Origin of the sequence: Nioella sp., assembly GCF_965215655.1 — a bacterium.
Lineage (GTDB): Bacteria > Pseudomonadota > Alphaproteobacteria > Rhodobacterales > Rhodobacteraceae > Nioella.
The window spans coordinates 3,071,092-3,086,784 of record NZ_OZ244111.1 but is presented as its reverse complement, the minus strand read 5'-3'; the positions used below and the strand labels follow the sequence as shown (position 1 = coordinate 3,086,784).

Below are 15,693 nucleotides of genomic sequence, written 5' to 3'. Positions count from 1 at the left end.
CGATGCCATATGACGTCACATTCGAACGGCTGGAGGCGCAGGCGCTTTTCGACCTGAAAGGCCGGCAAGAGGCACTTGGGGCCTGGGCGGGCGAGGCGTTGCCGCCCTTTCCCGAACGACCCAATTCCAAGACCGAGGCCGGGGGCGCGACGCTCATGTTCATCGGCCCCGATCACTGGCTGTTGCGCGCCGATCTGGACCGTGAAGCCCCTTTGGAAGCAGCCCTTCGCCCATCCGAGGCCCCACCCGAAATCTCCCTCGTCCGGGTGTCCGACACGCTGGCGGTGTTCCGCATCACCGGCCCGGACGCGGCGGAGGTCATGGCCGTGGCCTGCCCGATGGACCTGCACGCCAGCCGCTTCGGCCCGGACGGTTCGAGTTACATGGAAGCTTTCGGGCTGAAAGCGCTCGTCACCCGTTGTGCGGGTGGCTTTGACGTCGCGGTTGAACAAAGCTTCGGCCCGATGGTGAACGACTACCTGTCCCGCATCACATCCTGACCTGCACCATCCCATCCTGAACCCGTGCCTCCAGTACCCGCATGGGCCGCGTCGCCGGGGCCGCCACGGGCCGCCCGTCGCGCACGTCGAAGGCGCCCTGATGCAGCGGGCATTCGATGACATGACCGTCGAAATATCCGTCACACAAATCCGCCCCGCCGTGATTGCACAGCGCGAGCGAGGCATAGACCCCGCTCGGCGTGTCATAGACGGCTATCAAGCGCCGCCCGACCTCCACCCGCGTGACCCAGTTCCTTTCCAGGTCCGCCACCGCGATCACGTCGCGCCAGTCCTTGCCGCTCATCCCCGCGCCTCGCGGATCTGGCGCAGGATGTCGAGATGCGCCCCAAGATAGCCGCGCGGTTCCACGTGGATGTGGTCGCGCAGTTTTTCGTGCAGGCGCGGCAGGGCGTGGTAGGGCACGGAGGCCACGTAGTGATGTTCTGCGTGGTAGTTCATGTTCCAGCACAGGAAGCGCCACGGGGCGGAGACAAGGTTGGTGCGGGTATTATCGCTCATCTGCGCCACGGTGGGACGGCCCACATGTTCGGTCATCCGGATGAAACGCATCACCGGTTCACCAAGGAACAGCGGGATGATCCAGTACCAGATCAGCCCCCACCAGCCCGTCAGGGCCATGGCAGCAAAGATCACCGCATAGACCCCCAGCATCATCCGCGCATCCCAGTAGACGGCGGCATGTTCCTCTTTCGGAATGAAGCGCTTTTCCACGTCGGAAAGCCGCCCGCTGGCGTGGCGGGCGACCTCGGTGAACTTGGCCCGCCAGTAGGGTATGGCCGAAAGATACCAGAGGTATTCCCCGTAGGTTTTCGGCATCGGGATCTGTTCGGGGTCCTGCCCGGTCAGCTGCGTATAGGTGTGGTGGTCGCAATGCTCATACCGGAAAAAGCGGTGCGGCAAGAGGATGATCAGCCCGCAAATCTGGCCCACGATATCGTTCAGTTTGCGGGTCCGGAACACGGTGTAATGCACGCATTCGTGTTGCAGCGAGAAGTGGTGCACCAGAACGATGCCCTGCAGGAACATGGCGGGCCAGATCAGCCAGCTGTCCCAGGCCAGCGCGATCAGCGAGGTGGTGCCGGCCAGCACCAGCACCCAAAGCGCCAGCCGCCGCAGCGCCGGGCCGTCGGATCGTTGCATGAAGGATTTGAGCTCGTCCCGGGTCAGCTTGCCCTCTGCAAGCGCCTGGGTCAGGGGCGTGACAATGCCTTGTGTCATTGTGGGTGGTCCATGAGTTCTGCCGGTGCCGGGGGCCGAAAGGGGCGCCATCTCGGACAGGACCGGCACCGGAGACGGGAGTGCTCCGCACCATGGGGCCGCCTCACACCGGCCCCATTACCGAATGATTATGGAGCGCCTGACACCAAGATCAAGCCCCTCATCCTACGGCCCGCAGGCCGATATCGCGCTCGGGCCTGTCAAACAGGGCTGCCACGCCCGGATAGTGGGTAAGAATCGCAGGCCCGCCGGGCAGGCGGTCGGCGCGGAAGACGCCCTCTTCCCACAGGGTCACGCCATCGACCTCGATCGTGGGGTCGAAGATGTTCCAGCTGATCTCACCCGGCGCATAGGTGCCGCAGGTGTGGAAATGCAGGATACGCGGATTGCCGAAGGCCGCGCCGCCCCACCGTTCGTAATTCTGCCGCATGTCCCAGGGGTAGCCGCAGCCGGGATGAATGCCCGCGTGCCAGGAATGGACGAAATCACGGTCGATCCCGAACATGGACGACACCCGGTCGTATTGCGCATTGGCGCGGTCGACATCCGCCGGTTCGCCCTCGAACCCGGTCAGGCGGCCGTTCTCCATCAAGGCAAAAACCGGTGCGCTGAATTCGGGCGAATAGTCGTCGTAATACTTCGAACCGGTGCCGGTCAGAAAGCTCATCGCCGCGCGGCCCGAGAAACTATGGGCGGGCACCGGGGTGAAGACCGACATCGGAAAGCGCAGGATCGTGGTGTCGCCGTCGGGGTTCAGGTTCATCTCGGGCCGGCCGGTGATCTCGGTTCCGAGCGGACAGGTGATCCGGACGTCATTCGCCCGGTCCAGCGTCTCGTTCACGGCGGCTTTCAGATCCAGAAACGCCGCGTGATGGCCATTGGCGAAGCCCGACCCGAACAGATCGCGCGAGAGCGCGAAGCTGACGATGATGGTCTTGCCCTGCGGCATGTCCGAAAACCGCAGTTGATCGCCAAGCCGTGCGAGGAAGACGATGATATCTGCCGCTTCGAACCGGGCCAGCAATTCCGGCGGCAGGTGCGGGTTGTCGGGGTTGAACCCCACGTCGACCGCATCGACCCGAAGCCCGAGGCGGTCGGCGGCTCGGGAAACGATGCTGACGGCATCGGCATCGAAATAGCCATATTCAGGCGGCTCATAGGCAATGAGCAGCCTGTCACCCGCCGCAGCATGGGCGCAATTGCGCAGCAGGTTGAGCGCACCTTTTTCCGGGGACGGGGTCGGCATCTGGTGGGCTCCTTTCCTGATCTACACCAAAAATGTTGACGGATCGTAAAGTCACTCTAACTTCTCTAAGTTGCACTCAGCTATTTGATTCCCGTAATGGGTGCCATTAGACTGACTTATATGATCATCAACCTTCCCTTCTCTGCCCTGCGTGCTTTCGAGGCGGTAGTGCGCCTGTCGGGCTTCTCTGCCGCCGCGCAGGAACTGGGCGTCAGCCAGAGCGCCGTCAGCCAGCATGTGAAGACCCTGGAGGAATGGCTGGGGCATGAGCTCTTGATCCGTGGCGCCCGCAAATCAGAACCGACACGCGAAGGCGATCAGCTGGCCCGCGCAATCTCGGACGGGCTGGGGCGGATCTCGGATGTCTGCGCTCAGCTACGAGACCGGACCCGGTCTGAAAACACCATTGTCATCAGTTGCTTGCCGGGCTTTGCATTTACCTGGCTGTTCCCCCGCCTGCTCAATTTCGACACCACGCATCCGCATCTGGCCGTGTCCATTGCGACGGATACCGGCCAGCACCCGTTTTCCGCCGCCGACGCCGATATCGGCATTCGGTACGGTCTTGGTGACTACCCCGGTTTCCACGTGGAACACCTGATGCATGAATGCCTGACACCCGTCTGCGCCCCCGCATTGATCGAAGGCCCGCCCGGCCTGCACCGATTGCAGGATCTGGCCCGCCACACCCTGCTGCATGACGAAAACGAAAGCTTCGGCAATGCGGCCCCCACGTGGGACTTCTGGGCGCGAAATTGCGGCCTGACCCTGCCGAAACCGGCCAAGTCCCGACGCTTCGGGCAATCGAATCTTGTGGTACAGGCGGCGATTCAAGGGATCGGCGTGGCGCTTGGGCGCAAACCGCTGGTGATCGACGCGCTTCTGGATGGGCGGCTGGTGCGGCCATTCCCCGATATTGCGCAGTCGCCGCTCTCCTATTGGCTGGTCCTGCGCCATGACCGCATGGACAGCGCGAAGGTGCAAAGCTTCCTGTCATGGATCAGGTCCGAGGTCGCCTCGGAACCGGACCTGCCGGACGCTGTTTTGCCAATGAATTAGCCTGCCTAATGGGGGCATTACCTCTGCCCCATGGCGCAACCCTGCGCCTTGCGGCAGGATGGGCCGGAGCCACCCGAAGAAAGGACGCCACCCATGTATCTGAAAAACTGCTGGTATGTCGCCGCCTGGAGCAAGGATGTCGGCCGCGAGCTGAAGGCGGAGACCTTTCTGGGCGAGCGTATCGTGTTCTACCGCAAGGAAGATGGCACGCCGGTGGCGCTGGAAAACGCCTGTCCACACCGCAAACTGCCGCTGTCCAAGGGCAACCTGATCGGCGATACGGTCGAATGCGGCTATCATGGGCTGACCTTCGATTGCACCGGCAAATGCACAGACAGCCCCACGCAGCGCGGCATGACCCCGCGCCGGGCGGTGGTGAAATCCTACCCGGTCGTGGACCGCTACCGCTTCCTGTGGATCTGGATGGGCGATCCAGAGCTTGCCGATCCCGATACCATTTTCCCGATCCCCAATTTCGACGATCCCAACTGGGGCAAGACCGATGGCGGGGTGATGGATATCGACTGCCATTACCTGTGGGTCTGTGACAACCTGCTGGACCCCAGCCATGTGGCTTGGGTGCATGTCAGCTCCTTTGCGGGGGCGGGCACGGATGACGAGCCGCTCAATATCGACCGGCACGACAACGGCGTCGTCGTATCCCGCTGGATCGAGAACAAACCCCCGTCGCCCTATTATGCGAAGCTGGTCCGCTTCGAGGGTGATTGCGACCGGTTGCAGCATTACGAGATGTGCATGCCCGCTATCGGGGTGAACAAGTCGATTTACACGCCGGTGGGAACGGGGGGCTATGACAAGCCGCAGGTGGAGCAGACTTTCATCAACATCTCCTACAACTTCATGACCCCGATTGATGAGGACCGGACCCGCTATTTCTGGTTCCAGCACCGCAATGATCATGCGAAGGATCAGGCGATCTCTGACTACATGAATGACGGTGCGCGGATGGCCTTCCTTGAGGACAAGGAGGTTCTGGAAGAGGTTCACAAGGGCATGAAGACCCCGGTGACACCCCATATCGACCTTGGTCTCGATGCCGGGGCCAAGGCGTTTCGGCTGATGCTGGATCGGGCGATCAAGGCGGAAACCTGATGGCCGGTCATTCCAGATTGTAGATCACGCCGGTGCCGTTGGCATTCGTCCAGCGCAGGCGTGTGGTGCTGATCACTGTCAGACTGTTGCCGTTGCCGCTTTGGAACCGGTCCTGCGCGATCCGGTGGTAGGGGACGGGCGGGGTGGAATAGCCCTGTCTCTGTAGCGTGATCATGTCCGGGCCGATCACACGCAGGATCTGACGCAGTTCCTGTCCGTCGGTCCATTGTCCCAGATAGGTTCCCCCGGTGATGCCGGGCTGTGCCGCGATGGTTCGCGTCGCGGGATGGGTTGGGAAGAGGTCGGCCTTTGCGGGAAACACCCCCAACAGGAAAGGCGCGAGCAGCAACTGGCGGCGGGTAGGACTGGGCATTGCAGGGCCTTTCTCGGTTTGGGGTATGTGACAAGCCTAGGGGGTGGATGCCCGGCTGCGGATAGGGTCGATCCCCCAAACGGGGCTGTGGTCCCCAAGGAAAACCCCGCCAGCGCAGGGCTGACGGGGCTGCATGACGCGAATGCGCGCGGGGAGGTGGTCAGTCGTGATCGTCCTCCTCTTCGAGAATGCTGTATGAGCTGCCGACGCTGGTTCCTTCTTCCACAAGAACGCCATGGTTGTCGCCGACAATGCCGTGTCCGACGGAAATCCCGATCGGGGCGCCGATGGCCACGTTGCTAAGGTCGGGCCAGGAGGGGCATCGAATGCGGAACGGGTGTTCGGTATGCGCCAGTTCGGGGCAATAGCGCGGGCCGGTATCGGCAATCGGGATGTCGGGATTGGCAACGTAGTCGTTCGGTCCGCTTGCCGATTGGGCAAGGGCGGGGGCGGCAGAAAGCGCCAGCAGGGCGGCAAGAATGTATTTGGTCATGGTGGGCCTTTCGGGCAAAAGCGGCTGATGTGGGAAAGCTAGCAAGGGGCCGGTCAGCGGGGCATGGGGTCGATCCCCCAAAACCGTGTCATTTGGACCGGGACTTGCTGATCTCGAAACTCAGGGCCAAGGCGGGCCTGCCGGGGCATGGGCGCATACCCCGGTTGAGCGCGTGCTAACCGTTTTCGCGGAAATCATCGTCGGCGCTGCGCAGCTCGGCGGGGCTGGCGAACCCATCCTCGTTTACGTCCACACGCCGGAAGGCGATGCGATAGGCGGCGAAATTGCGGATCAGCCGCGCCGTGGGCTGGCCGGTGCGGGCCATCTGGCGCACGAATTCGCGAAACTCGGGGAAGCTGAGCATCCCGTCGCGGTTTGCGTCCGCCACGACAAAGGCATCAACCTCGCCTTCGGTCACGGGGCCAACGCCGTCCACCTCGGTCTGGGCCATGGCCGCGAGGGGAAGGGAAAGAACCAGGAACAGAACCGCCAAGCGCATCATGAGGCTCCTTTTACCACGCGGTCCGCAGGAATGCGCAACGAAAAAACCGTGCCCTTACCGGGGGTGGAGGCGACGGTCAGCTCCAGCCCATTTTGCGCGGCCAGTTCGTGGCAGATCGACAGGCCAAGCCCGTGGCCAGAGCTGTCCTTGCCTGAGGACCAGGCCTGCCGGAAGCTTTCCAGCTCCTCTGCCGTCATGCCGACACCGGTATCGAGAACATCAACCCTGGCCCCGTCCGGCACGCGGCGTATCCCGGCCAGAACCGTGCCTTCGGTGGTGTATTTGACTGCGTTCGACACGAGGTTCGACACGATCCGCATCAGGATCAGCGGCGGAACGGTGGTGGGCAGGGAAGACGGCACAATCCGCAGGCGCAGACCCTTCGACACGGCCTCCTCTCGGAACATCTGGGCGACCGTGTTCAGGATCAGCGACAGGGCATATGGCTCGGCTGTGTCCTCCGGTTCCTCTGGCATTGGCTCGCCGGGCAGATCCTCCTCGGGGCGGGTGTCTTCCAGATGACCAAGCGCCAGATCCTGCATGTAGTCGAATGCCTCCGACAGCCGCTCCCGGATCTCGGGCGACTGGTCGCGGGTCATGGTTTCCATCGTCATGCGCAGCGAGGCAAGCGGTTGGCGGATGTCATGCGACATGGTCGCCAACTGCTGCCGCCGCCGGTCGGCCAGATCGCGGGCGTGGCTGTAGTTGCGCTCGGCCTCCAGCAATTCGCGGGTGGTTTCGGCCTCTTTCTGAAGCGCCACCATCTCGCGTTCCAGTGCCGCCGCATGTTCCCGCCGCATGTCGATCAGCCCGACCGAGAGGCCCGACATGGTGCCAAAGGCGATGATTGCGTAAATCGCCTTTATCGCCCAGGTCATCGGGATATCGACCGAGCCGAGTCGTGCCAGTGCCAGCAGGATCAGCAGGCCAAGCCCGACGAAGGCCACCAGCACCACGATGCGAAAGACCGGCCTGCGGGCACCGGTCACCATGTCCCACTGGAAGCCGGCCAACAGATGGCTCCCAAGCATCAGCACGAGCAGGATATAAGAAGCGGGGGCCATGATCTCGGGCGGTAGAACGAAGACAAGGGCAATGCCGATGATCGAGACCACTGCGAGGCCCCGCATGGCCTGTTTCAGCTTTGGCCGCCGGGCGAAGCGCGCCAACGACAGGGCGGCGGTGGCAAATCCGGCGGCACACAGCGCATAGAGCAGCGACAGGCCAACCGGCAGGTGCCAGGTGGGATGGGCGGGATAGAGAAAGCGGAACAGCAGAATGTCGATATAGGCTATGAAGATCAGCCCCAGGGCCAGAAGCCCCGCGTAAGCGCCGCCCACATCGCTGCGCATGGTGGCGCTGAAAACCGCGAAGAACAGGATGCAGGAGCCGAGGAAGGCATAGAACCCGGCCAGAGTCAGCCCATCGGTGAAGGTGCGGGCCTGATGATCGGCGGGGGTCTCAAGGCTCAGATCCACCAGATCGGTCGCGCCATAGGTCATGCGCACCATCAGCAGCGCCCGTTCCCCTGCAGCCAGCTCCACCGGGGCGCTGCTCAGCCTTGTGGCGCTGAAGTCGGCGGGGTCGAAAGGCTCGCGGATGTCATGGGCCAGCAACTGCTCGGTCTCGCCACCATCGCGCACAAGGAACACATCGAGCGCCACCAACCCGTGCGTGTCAGAGGCCAATATCCACGCGTCCGGAGGGCGGCCCTCATCGGGGGCGACGTTCAGCAGTTCGGTCAGCGCCCAGATCGGCTGATAGGGGGTGGCAGGCGCGATCACTGCGTCGAAATCGCCGCTCAGGGCGCCGTCCATATAGGCGGTGACGATGTCGGCAATGGGCTGGCCCACATCACGGGCAAAGCGCATGGCGGGCGCGATATCGGGCGAGGAATAGGCCGGGTCGACCTCCATCACCGGGGGCGTTTGCGCAACTGCTGGAAGGCTTGCGAAAAGCAGGGTCGCGCAAACAGAAAGGAATGATAGGATCGCCCGCAACAGATTGCCTTTTCAAAAGATAATGGGGGGAGCTTAGTTTGCCCGAGCCAAGATTTCACGCGGTTATTGCCGATGATCATGCCATCGTCCGGGCGGGGTTGCGCACGGCGCTGGAAACCCCCGGCATGGTGGAAACAGACGGCATCGCCGTGGTGGCGGAGGCGGGGGACGGGCTGCAGGCCATTTCGGCTGTGCGTCAGCATCGGCCGCATTTGCTGCTGCTGGACGTGCAGATGCCCCATGCAGGCGGGCTGGAGGTGCTGCTGGAGGCGCGTCGCTGGTCGCCCGATACAAAGATCGTGATCCTGACCGGCGTCATGTCCGTGGGCAAGATCAGCGAACTGGTGTCAAGCGGTGTGGACGGGCTGTTTTCCAAGGGCGAGGACAATACCGAGCTCTATCGCCAGTTGCCCAACATCCTGCGCGGGCGGCGTCACATCGCGGAGAGCCTTGTCGCGATGCTGGAGGACGCACCGGACGCACCCAACCTGACCGCGCGGGAAAGGCAGACCCTGAACCTGATCGTTGCGGGCCAGTCGAACAAGGAGATTGCCGAAACGCTCGGGATCAGTGCCAAGACCGTAGACCGCCACCGCACCAGCCTGATGCAAAAGCTCGACGTGCATTCCGTCGCGCAGCTGATTGCCTATGCGCTGCGCGAAGGGTTGATCGACCCGGCGGGCGGGTTGTAGCGCCGCCGGGCCAATGCAGCACTAGGGCCGGTTGATCGCGGGCAATGGACGACCCGCGGCTTCGGCCAGGTCCATGATGCTGTCATGGATCGCTTGCAGCGTGTAGTTCGGGTTGTGGGCATAACCGCCGGGGTCGCGCGTCACGAACTGGAAGTTATAGGCAGCCGCCAGCAGGCGCGGCGTCCAGCTGGAATACTGGTTGGGATAGATCGCCTCGCCTTCGTCAGCTTCACCATTGCCGTTGGTGTCATTGAAGAAATACGGGTAGCTGTGCAGCTCATAGAGGATCGGCGCACCGGCGACCGTTTCCGCATAGGCGGCGATTTCCGCAGCCAGGATCAGGCGCAGCCCTTCGACCTCGGCGGCGATGCCTTCGGAGATGTCGCCATCGCCATCATAGTCGATGCGTGAGATGCGGATCGTCGCGGGATCGGCGTTTTCGTGGCAGGTCAGGCAGCCATCGGTGACCACCTCCAGCGAATGCGGATCGTGGCAGGAGGAACAGGTGGTGATCGGCCCGGTATGGCTGAAGGCCCCGTCATAGGACCGGCCCATATACTCGTAGAGCCCCGCAACCTCTGACCCGAAGGTCGTGGCCCCCGCCGCCGCGTAATGGGGGTTCACGAAACGTAGCTCTCCATTTGGCGTGTCGGGATCCATCCCCTCCAACTGCCCTTGCAGCGTCGGGCCGGACGACCGGCCCTGGTGGCAGGTCAGGCAGGTGCCCGCATTGGGCAACGCGGTCATGGTCACGCCGGAAGGAAAGGTGATCTCGGAAATCGCCGATACGCCGTCGGTGTGGCAGGTGTCGCAATCCACGACGCCCCCCGGTGCGATGGTCTGGTCGATCATGCCCGCGGCGGTGCCGTCCAACCCATGAAAGTCGCGGAACCCCGCGCCGGAATGGCAGACCGCGCAGGCGGCGGGCACCTCGTCTTCGCCGTTCCAATGGGCGAATGCCTCGGCAGCGGCATCGCCATGGGCCGATTGCACCCAGGCCTGCACGGCGGCAGCGGTGCTGTTTTCCTGCGCGAGAATGGCAGAGGGTGCAATGGCAGTCAGCAGGGCCAGCAGGGTGGCGTGGGCGGTCTTCATGACAGTCTCCTTCAGGGCGGGAACAGCTTGGGTCCAGATATGCCCGATCGCATCGGGCCTGGCATTGACCTCCATCAATCCGGGGCAGGTCGTTAGGCGCTATGGTGGGCAGACAAGAACCCGCGTCATTTCACCGGAGAATCCCGAATTGCCTCGTATCAAAGGTGTCAGACTGCCCGATCAGGGTGCGCCCCGACAGGAGATCGGGCCGGTCACGCTGCCCGATTGTGTCGGGCTGATCGGGGCGGATTACCCGGGGATGAAGCTGCGCGCGGTGGTCGCGGAAGGGGATCGGGTATCTGCCGGTCAACCCGTGATGCACGATCACGCCATGTCCGAGAGGGTGGTGACCAGCCCGGTCAGCGGCACCGTCGAGGACATCGTGATCGGCGCGCGCAGGCAGGTGGCGCGGATGGTGATCCGGCGCGGAGCGGGAGAGGCGAGGCGATTCGATCCCGCAACGGCGGATGACCCGGATGGGCTGCGTCGTCTGATGCTGAGCAGTGGTTTGTGGGTGGCAATGTTGCGACGGCCTTTCGGGCGGGTGCCATTGCCCGATGAAACACCCGCAGCCATTGTCGTGACCGCGATGGCCACTGATCCCGGTGCCGCCGATCCCGCGCCTTTGATCCGGGCCGAGGCGGGGAACTTCAACACCGGCATTCAGGCGCTGAGCCGCCTTGGCGGGGGGACGGTCTTCGTCTGTCAGTCTCCGGGCGCGGAACTGGCCCGCAGTGGTGAGCGTGTGCGCATCGCGGTCTTTTCCGGTGCGCATCCCGCCGGAATGCCCGGTGTGCATGTGGAACGATTGTGCCCCGCCACCGCGTCGCATCCTGTCTGGCAGATCGGCTATGCGGATGTCTTGGCGCTTGGCCAACTGCTGCGCGATGGTGCGCTGCCTGCCGATCGGGTCGTGTCCCTCTCCGGGCCTGCGGCGGCGGACCCCCGGTTGCTGCGCCTTCCCATCGGGGCGGATATCGAGGCGCTGGTGGGCGGCGAGACGCGCGGCACCGCTTATCGCGTTCTGTCCGGTCCGCTGTTGTCGGGGCAGGAGGGGCGGTTCCTGCGTCGCAGACATGTGCAGATCAGCCTGACACCGCGTGAAGCCCCTGCACCGCATGGCCGCAAGGGGCCGGCCCTTCAACGTGCGGCGCTGATTCCGAATGCGGCTGTCTCCCGCTCACTCGGCCCGGATTTCCCTGCGGTTGCCCTGTTGCGTGCGCTTAGCGTCGGAGAGGTCGAACAGGCCGAGCGGATGGGGGTTCTGGGATTGCTGGAAGATGACATGGCGCTTGCCAGCTATCTGACCGGAGGGGGCGAAGATTATGGCATTCGGCTGCGGGCCGTTCTTGACCGGTTGGAGGCAGCATGACAGCGCGCGGGCTCTGGTCACGGGACATGATCGGGTGGGCGGTTGTCGCCGCCCTTCTGCCGCCCGCTGCCATCGTGGTGGTCGAGCAGGGGGTGGAGGGCGTGCTGCGCATGGGCGCGGTGCTGGCTGTCGCGTCGCTATGGCAGCTTTTGTTCCGCAGGCTGCGCGGGGTGCCCTGGTCGCCCTCGGGTGCGGTTCTGGCGGTGTCGATGGCGGTGCTGGCCCCGGCGGGCCTCTCGCCCATGCAATTGGCGCTTGGGGCGAGCTTTGGCATCGTTCTGGCAGACCTCATCTTTGGTGGCTGGGGTCGCAACGTGGTCGGGGCCGCGCCCGTGGCGCTGGCGATGGTGTTCCTGACATGGCCGGGCGGTGCCGCGCCGGGGACAGAAACCACGATGTTGCTGGCTGTGGCTGCCTCGGGGGCTGTGCTTCTGGCGCTTGGCATCCTGCCATTGCCAGCGCTGCTCGGCGGGGTCGCGGGTGTGCTTGGTGCGATGGCCCTGATCGGCGCGCCGTTGGAGTCCGCTGTGCTGGCCGGGGGCGCGGGCTTCGGTTTGCTGCTGCTGGCCGATCCGGTCACGGCGCCGACAACGCCGGTCGCTCGGCTGGTCTACGGCCTGCTTGGCGGCGCTTTGATCGCGCTTCTGGCCGGTTCGGACGGGCTGGCGGGGGCGGAGCGGGCCACGGTCTTCGCGGTGCTTCTGGCGCAGGTTTTTGCGCCGACAATCGACTATGCGGCGCTCGCGGCAAAGCGCCATGCAAGGGGGCGGCGACATGCCTGATCTGAATCCGATATCCCTGTGGCAGCGGCTGCTGGCGGCTCCCAATGACAGCCGGGGCAAGACGCTGACCATGGCGTTTCTGGTGTCCTTCGCAGCCGCGCTTGCGGTGTCCAGCGCGGCGGTGCTGCTTGGCCCAAGGCTCGACGCCAACCGGGAAGCCGAACGCCGCGCCCGGCTGGAGGCGCTGATTGCCGAGACGCCGGGACTGGCCGAGGTGTTGCCGGGCAGCGGCATCGACAGCCTTGAGGTGCTGACCGTCGATCTGCGCGACCTGTCGCTGGCGGACGCGGTGGACCCCACGCAGGTGACGGAACTGGCCGAGGATGACGACATTGCGGGCATCGGGACGCGGCCAGACCTGCAACAGATCTTCATGGCCCGCGACGGGCGTGATCTGGCTCTGGTGATCCTGCCGGTCTACGGGCAGGGTTATCAGTCCACGATCCGGGGCTATCTGGCGCTTGGGCCCGATCTGAACACGGTGGTGGGCCTTGCGATCACAGAGCAGGGGGAAACGCCGGGGCTCGGGGCCACGATCCAGACGCCGGGCTGGCTGGCGCAATGGCCGGGCACGCAGTTGATGGACGAGGCCGGTGAGATCCGAGTCGCCGTGGTGCGTGGCGGCGGTTCGACGGCATATGAGGTCGACGCCATCACCGGTGCAACCCGCAGTTCCAACGGCGTCCAGAACATGATCCGCTTCTGGGTTGGACCGCTTGGCTTCGGCCCGGTTCTGGATGCCCTGCGCAGCGGGGACCTGCCATGAGAGCCGCGCTGAAACCCCTCTTTGACCCGCTGCTTCGCGACAACCCGGTAACGGTGCAGATCCTCGGCATCTGCTCGGCTCTGGCGGTCACCACCTCGATGACGACCGCCCTGACCATGAGCCTGGCCCTGACCGCCGTTCTGGTCGCCTCAAGCGCCGTCATCTCGCTGATCCGCCGTGATATCCCGGCGCAGATCCGGCTGATCCTGCAAATCACCATCATCGCGGCCATGGTCATCGTCGCCGACCTGATCTTGCAGGCCTATGCCTATGCGATCAGCCAGCGGCTTTCGATTTTCGTGTCGCTCATCGTGACCAACTGCATCGTTCTTGGCCGGGCCGAGGCCTTTGCCATGTCGAACCCGGTCGGCCCCAGTATCCTTGACGCGCTTGGCAACGGGGCGGGGTATTCCGCGATCCTGATGGTCATTGCCTTCCTGCGGGAGCTTCTGGGCTTCGGCACGCTGTTCGGCGCGACCATCTTCCCGACCGTGGCCGAGGGTGGCTGGTATCAGCCCTTCGGCTTCATGCTGCTGGCCCCGTCTGCCTTCATGCTGCTCGGGCTTCTGGTCTGGGCGTTGCGCAGTTGGCGGGTGGAGCAGGTGGAACCCGCAACGACCCGCGTGGACCGGGAGGAGGCGCTGTCATGACCGACCTTTTCCTGCGCGCGGTCTTTGCCGACAACCTGATCCTCAGCTTCTTCCTTGGGGTCTGCACCTTCCTGGCCGTGTCGAAACGGGTGGAAACCGCGCTTGGCCTCGGGGCCGCGATCATCGTGATCCTGACCATCACCGTTCCCGTGAACCAGTTTATCCTGACATGGCTGCTGGCCCCCGGGGCATGGGACTGGATCGGGGCGGGGGAGGTCGACCTGACATTCCTCCGGCTCATCGCTTTCATCGGGGTCATCGCCGCCATGGTGCAGGTGCTGGAGATGGTGCTCGACCGCTTCGCCCCGTCGCTCTATGCGGCGCTCGGGATCTACCTGCCGCTGATCACGGTCAATTGTGCCATTCTGGGGGGCAGCCTGTTCATGGCAGAGCGGTCATACGGGTTTGGAGAGTCTATTGTCTTCGGCTTTGGCAGCGGGTTGGGTTGGGCGCTGGCCATCGTCGCACTTGCCGCGATCCGCGAAAGGCTGGCCTATGCCGATATGCCCGCCGGTCTGCGCGGGCTTGGCATGACCTTCATCGTCACGGGCCTCATGTCCATGGCCTTCACCGCCTTTGCCACGATGGCCGCACCATGACCCAGATCCTGCTTGCCACCCTGCTGATGGTTACGCTGATCATGGCGCTGGCGCTTGGTGTCATGGCCGCGCGGGCGGTTCTGGTGCCGTCGCGACCCGTTCGCCTGACCGTGAATGGACGGCGAGAGGTAGAGGCGCGAACCGGGGAGAAACTGCTCGATGCGCTGAAGGCAGGGGGTATTCCGATGCCGTCAGGCTGCGCCGGGGCGGGGACCTGCGGGCTGTGCCGTGTGACGGTCGCAGATGCTGGACCACCGCTTGCCACGGAAACCGGAACCCTTGGCAAACCCGCGACCGACCGGGGCGAAAGGCTCGCCTGCCAGACCGTGATGCGCGGGGCGATGTCGGTGCAGGTGCCCGAGGATATCCTGTCGGCGGAACGCTATGATTGCGAGGTTATCTCCAATTGCTCGCTCGCGCCGCTGATCAAGGAGCTGGTCGTTGCCTTGCCCGAGGGGGCGGAGTTCGACTTTACCGCCGGGGAATACGGGCAATTGACCGCCCCTGCCTACGCGCTCGATTTCACCGATATCAACGCGGGTACATTTGCCGATATCTGGGACCGTCGCGGGCTACGGAGCCTGTCCGCTCGCAGCCCCGAACCGGTATCTCGCGCCTATTCCATCGCCAATCGGCCCGAGGACACGGGAAAGGTTGTGTTCAACATCCGCCTTGCGCTGCCGCCTGCGGGCAAGCCCGATGTGCCACCGGGGATCGTTTCCTCCTACCTCTTCGGCCTGAAATCTGGCGACCGGCTGGCCCTGGCTGGTCCCTATGGGACGTTCCGGGTGCGCCCCTCGGATCGGGAGATCGTGCTGATCGGCGGCGGGGTCGGCATGGCCCCCTTGCGCGCCATCGCCCATGAGCAACTGGCAGGCCCCGGCGCATCGCGGCGCATCTCCTATTTCTACGGCGCGCGCAGCCGGTCGGACCTGTTCTATGATGACGAGTTCAAGGCCCTTGCCGCCGCGCATCCGAATTTCAGTTGGACGGTTGCCTTGTCCGATCCGCAACCGCAGGACGGCTGGAGCGGCGAGACCGGCTTCATCCACGACGTCGCCCTGCGCGCCTATCTGGGCAATCATCCCGCGCCCGATGCCTGCGACTACTACCTCTGCGGACCGCCCCTGATGATGCGGGCCGTGATCACCATGCTGGACGACCTCGGGGTCGAGCCGGATGCCATCTTCTTCGACGATTTCGCGAGCTGAC

The 15,693-nt window shown here is 64.3% G+C and carries 18 protein-coding genes; 10 read left to right on the top strand and 8 right to left on the bottom strand.

The annotated features are described in order from the left end of the window. The first annotated feature begins 2 nt into the window (after positions 1–2). A complete protein-coding gene (locus tag ACOOEX_RS15340) occupies positions 3–500 on the top strand; it encodes a sarcosine oxidase subunit gamma (protein WP_420395646.1) in 498 nt (165 codons plus the stop codon). On the opposite strand, the gene ACOOEX_RS15335 is transcribed toward ACOOEX_RS15340, so the two are convergent. The 3 genes from ACOOEX_RS15335 to ACOOEX_RS15325 form a co-directional block, all read right to left on the bottom strand. Further along, positions 490–804 carry a non-heme iron oxygenase ferredoxin subunit gene (locus ACOOEX_RS15335; protein WP_420395645.1) on the bottom strand — a complete coding sequence of 105 codons (315 nt, stop codon included), beginning with the start codon at positions 802–804 and terminating at the stop codon, positions 490–492. The two genes, ACOOEX_RS15340 and ACOOEX_RS15335, sit on opposite strands and share 11 nt — an antisense overlap. Further along, the gene (locus ACOOEX_RS15330) at positions 801–1,739 is read right to left on the bottom strand and encodes a fatty acid desaturase family protein (protein ID WP_420395644.1); all 939 of its coding nucleotides are present in this window, start codon (positions 1,737–1,739) and stop codon (positions 801–803) included. Before ACOOEX_RS15330 ends, ACOOEX_RS15335 begins: the two co-directional genes overlap by 4 nt. A gap of 160 nt (positions 1,740–1,899) precedes the next feature. Next, positions 1,900–2,985 carry a hypothetical protein gene (locus ACOOEX_RS15325; RefSeq protein WP_420395643.1) on the bottom strand — a complete coding sequence of 362 codons (1,086 nt, stop codon included), beginning with the start codon at positions 2,983–2,985 and terminating at the stop codon, positions 1,900–1,902. Positions 2,986–3,105: 120 nt separating this feature from the next. Here ACOOEX_RS15325 and ACOOEX_RS15320 point away from each other — a divergent pair, with 120 nt between their 5' ends. Together ACOOEX_RS15320 and ACOOEX_RS15315 are read left to right on the top strand one after the other, a co-directional pair. Beyond that, positions 3,106–4,044, top strand: a complete 939-nt coding sequence (locus tag ACOOEX_RS15320) for a LysR substrate-binding domain-containing protein (protein ID WP_420395642.1) — start codon at positions 3,106–3,108, stop codon at positions 4,042–4,044. 93 nt (positions 4,045–4,137) lie between these two features. Continuing rightward, entirely contained in the window at positions 4,138–5,157 is a 1,020-nt protein-coding gene (locus ACOOEX_RS15315; RefSeq protein WP_420395641.1) for a Rieske 2Fe-2S domain-containing protein, read from the top strand. 7 nt (positions 5,158–5,164) lie between these two features. Here the strand turns inward: ACOOEX_RS15315 and ACOOEX_RS15310 are convergent, their stop codons facing one another. The 4 genes from ACOOEX_RS15310 to ACOOEX_RS15295 all read right to left on the bottom strand — a co-directional run bounded on the left by ACOOEX_RS15310 (position 5,165) and on the right by ACOOEX_RS15295 (position 8,441). After that, positions 5,165–5,530 carry a hypothetical protein gene (locus tag ACOOEX_RS15310; RefSeq protein ID WP_420395640.1) on the bottom strand — a complete coding sequence of 122 codons (366 nt, stop codon included), beginning with the start codon at positions 5,528–5,530 and terminating at the stop codon, positions 5,165–5,167. A 160-nt stretch (positions 5,531–5,690) separates the two neighbouring features. Continuing rightward, positions 5,691–6,023 carry a hypothetical protein gene (locus ACOOEX_RS15305; RefSeq protein ID WP_420395639.1) on the bottom strand — a complete coding sequence of 111 codons (333 nt, stop codon included), beginning with the start codon at positions 6,021–6,023 and terminating at the stop codon, positions 5,691–5,693. A 175-nt stretch (positions 6,024–6,198) separates the two neighbouring features. After that, positions 6,199–6,525: a hypothetical protein gene (locus ACOOEX_RS15300; RefSeq protein ID WP_420395638.1), complete on the bottom strand. Its 327-nt coding sequence runs from the start codon at positions 6,523–6,525 to the stop codon at positions 6,199–6,201. Next, positions 6,522–8,441 (bottom strand): sensor histidine kinase, encoded by a 1,920-nt coding sequence (locus tag ACOOEX_RS15295; RefSeq protein WP_420395637.1) that lies wholly within the window; start codon positions 8,439–8,441, stop codon positions 6,522–6,524. Before ACOOEX_RS15295 ends, ACOOEX_RS15300 begins: the two co-directional genes overlap by 4 nt. Before the next feature lie 122 nt (positions 8,442–8,563). On the opposite strand from ACOOEX_RS15295, the gene ACOOEX_RS15290 reads away from it, so the two are divergent. Next, positions 8,564–9,217, top strand: coding sequence for a LuxR C-terminal-related transcriptional regulator (locus tag ACOOEX_RS15290; protein WP_420395636.1), 654 nt, complete (start codon positions 8,564–8,566; stop codon positions 9,215–9,217). A 21-nt stretch (positions 9,218–9,238) separates the two neighbouring features. Here ACOOEX_RS15290 and ACOOEX_RS15285 read toward each other — a convergent pair whose 3' ends face one another. Next, on the bottom strand, positions 9,239–10,312 hold the full coding sequence (locus tag ACOOEX_RS15285; protein ID WP_420395635.1) for a cytochrome c3 family protein: 1,074 nt from the start codon (positions 10,310–10,312) through the stop codon (positions 9,239–9,241). Positions 10,313–10,460: 148 nt separating this feature from the next. Here ACOOEX_RS15285 and ACOOEX_RS15280 point away from each other — a divergent pair, with 148 nt between their 5' ends. Genes ACOOEX_RS15280 through nqrF form a run of 6 tightly spaced genes read left to right on the top strand, consistent with a single transcriptional unit; the run spans position 10,461 to position 15,692 of the window. Beyond that, entirely contained in the window at positions 10,461–11,684 is a 1,224-nt protein-coding gene (locus ACOOEX_RS15280) for a hypothetical protein (protein WP_420395634.1), read from the top strand. Further along, a complete protein-coding gene (locus ACOOEX_RS15275; RefSeq protein ID WP_420395633.1) occupies positions 11,681–12,466 on the top strand; it encodes an RnfABCDGE type electron transport complex subunit D in 786 nt (261 codons plus the stop codon). Before ACOOEX_RS15280 ends, ACOOEX_RS15275 begins: the two co-directional genes overlap by 4 nt. Continuing rightward, positions 12,459–13,232, top strand: a complete 774-nt coding sequence (locus tag ACOOEX_RS15270) for an FMN-binding protein (RefSeq protein WP_420395632.1) — start codon at positions 12,459–12,461, stop codon at positions 13,230–13,232. Before ACOOEX_RS15275 ends, ACOOEX_RS15270 begins: the two co-directional genes overlap by 8 nt. Further along, positions 13,229–13,882: an NADH:ubiquinone reductase (Na(+)-transporting) subunit D gene (locus ACOOEX_RS15265; protein ID WP_420395631.1), complete on the top strand. Its 654-nt coding sequence runs from the start codon at positions 13,229–13,231 to the stop codon at positions 13,880–13,882. Before ACOOEX_RS15270 ends, ACOOEX_RS15265 begins: the two co-directional genes overlap by 4 nt. Beyond that, positions 13,879–14,481, top strand: coding sequence for an NADH:ubiquinone reductase (Na(+)-transporting) subunit E (nqrE, locus tag ACOOEX_RS15260; protein WP_420395630.1), 603 nt, complete (start codon positions 13,879–13,881; stop codon positions 14,479–14,481). The genes ACOOEX_RS15265 and nqrE overlap by 4 nt, the downstream gene beginning before the upstream one ends. Then, a complete protein-coding gene (gene nqrF, locus ACOOEX_RS15255; RefSeq protein ID WP_420395629.1) occupies positions 14,478–15,692 on the top strand; it encodes an NADH:ubiquinone reductase (Na(+)-transporting) subunit F in 1,215 nt (404 codons plus the stop codon). The genes nqrE and nqrF overlap by 4 nt, the downstream gene beginning before the upstream one ends. The last annotated feature ends 1 nt before the right edge of the window (position 15,693 follow it).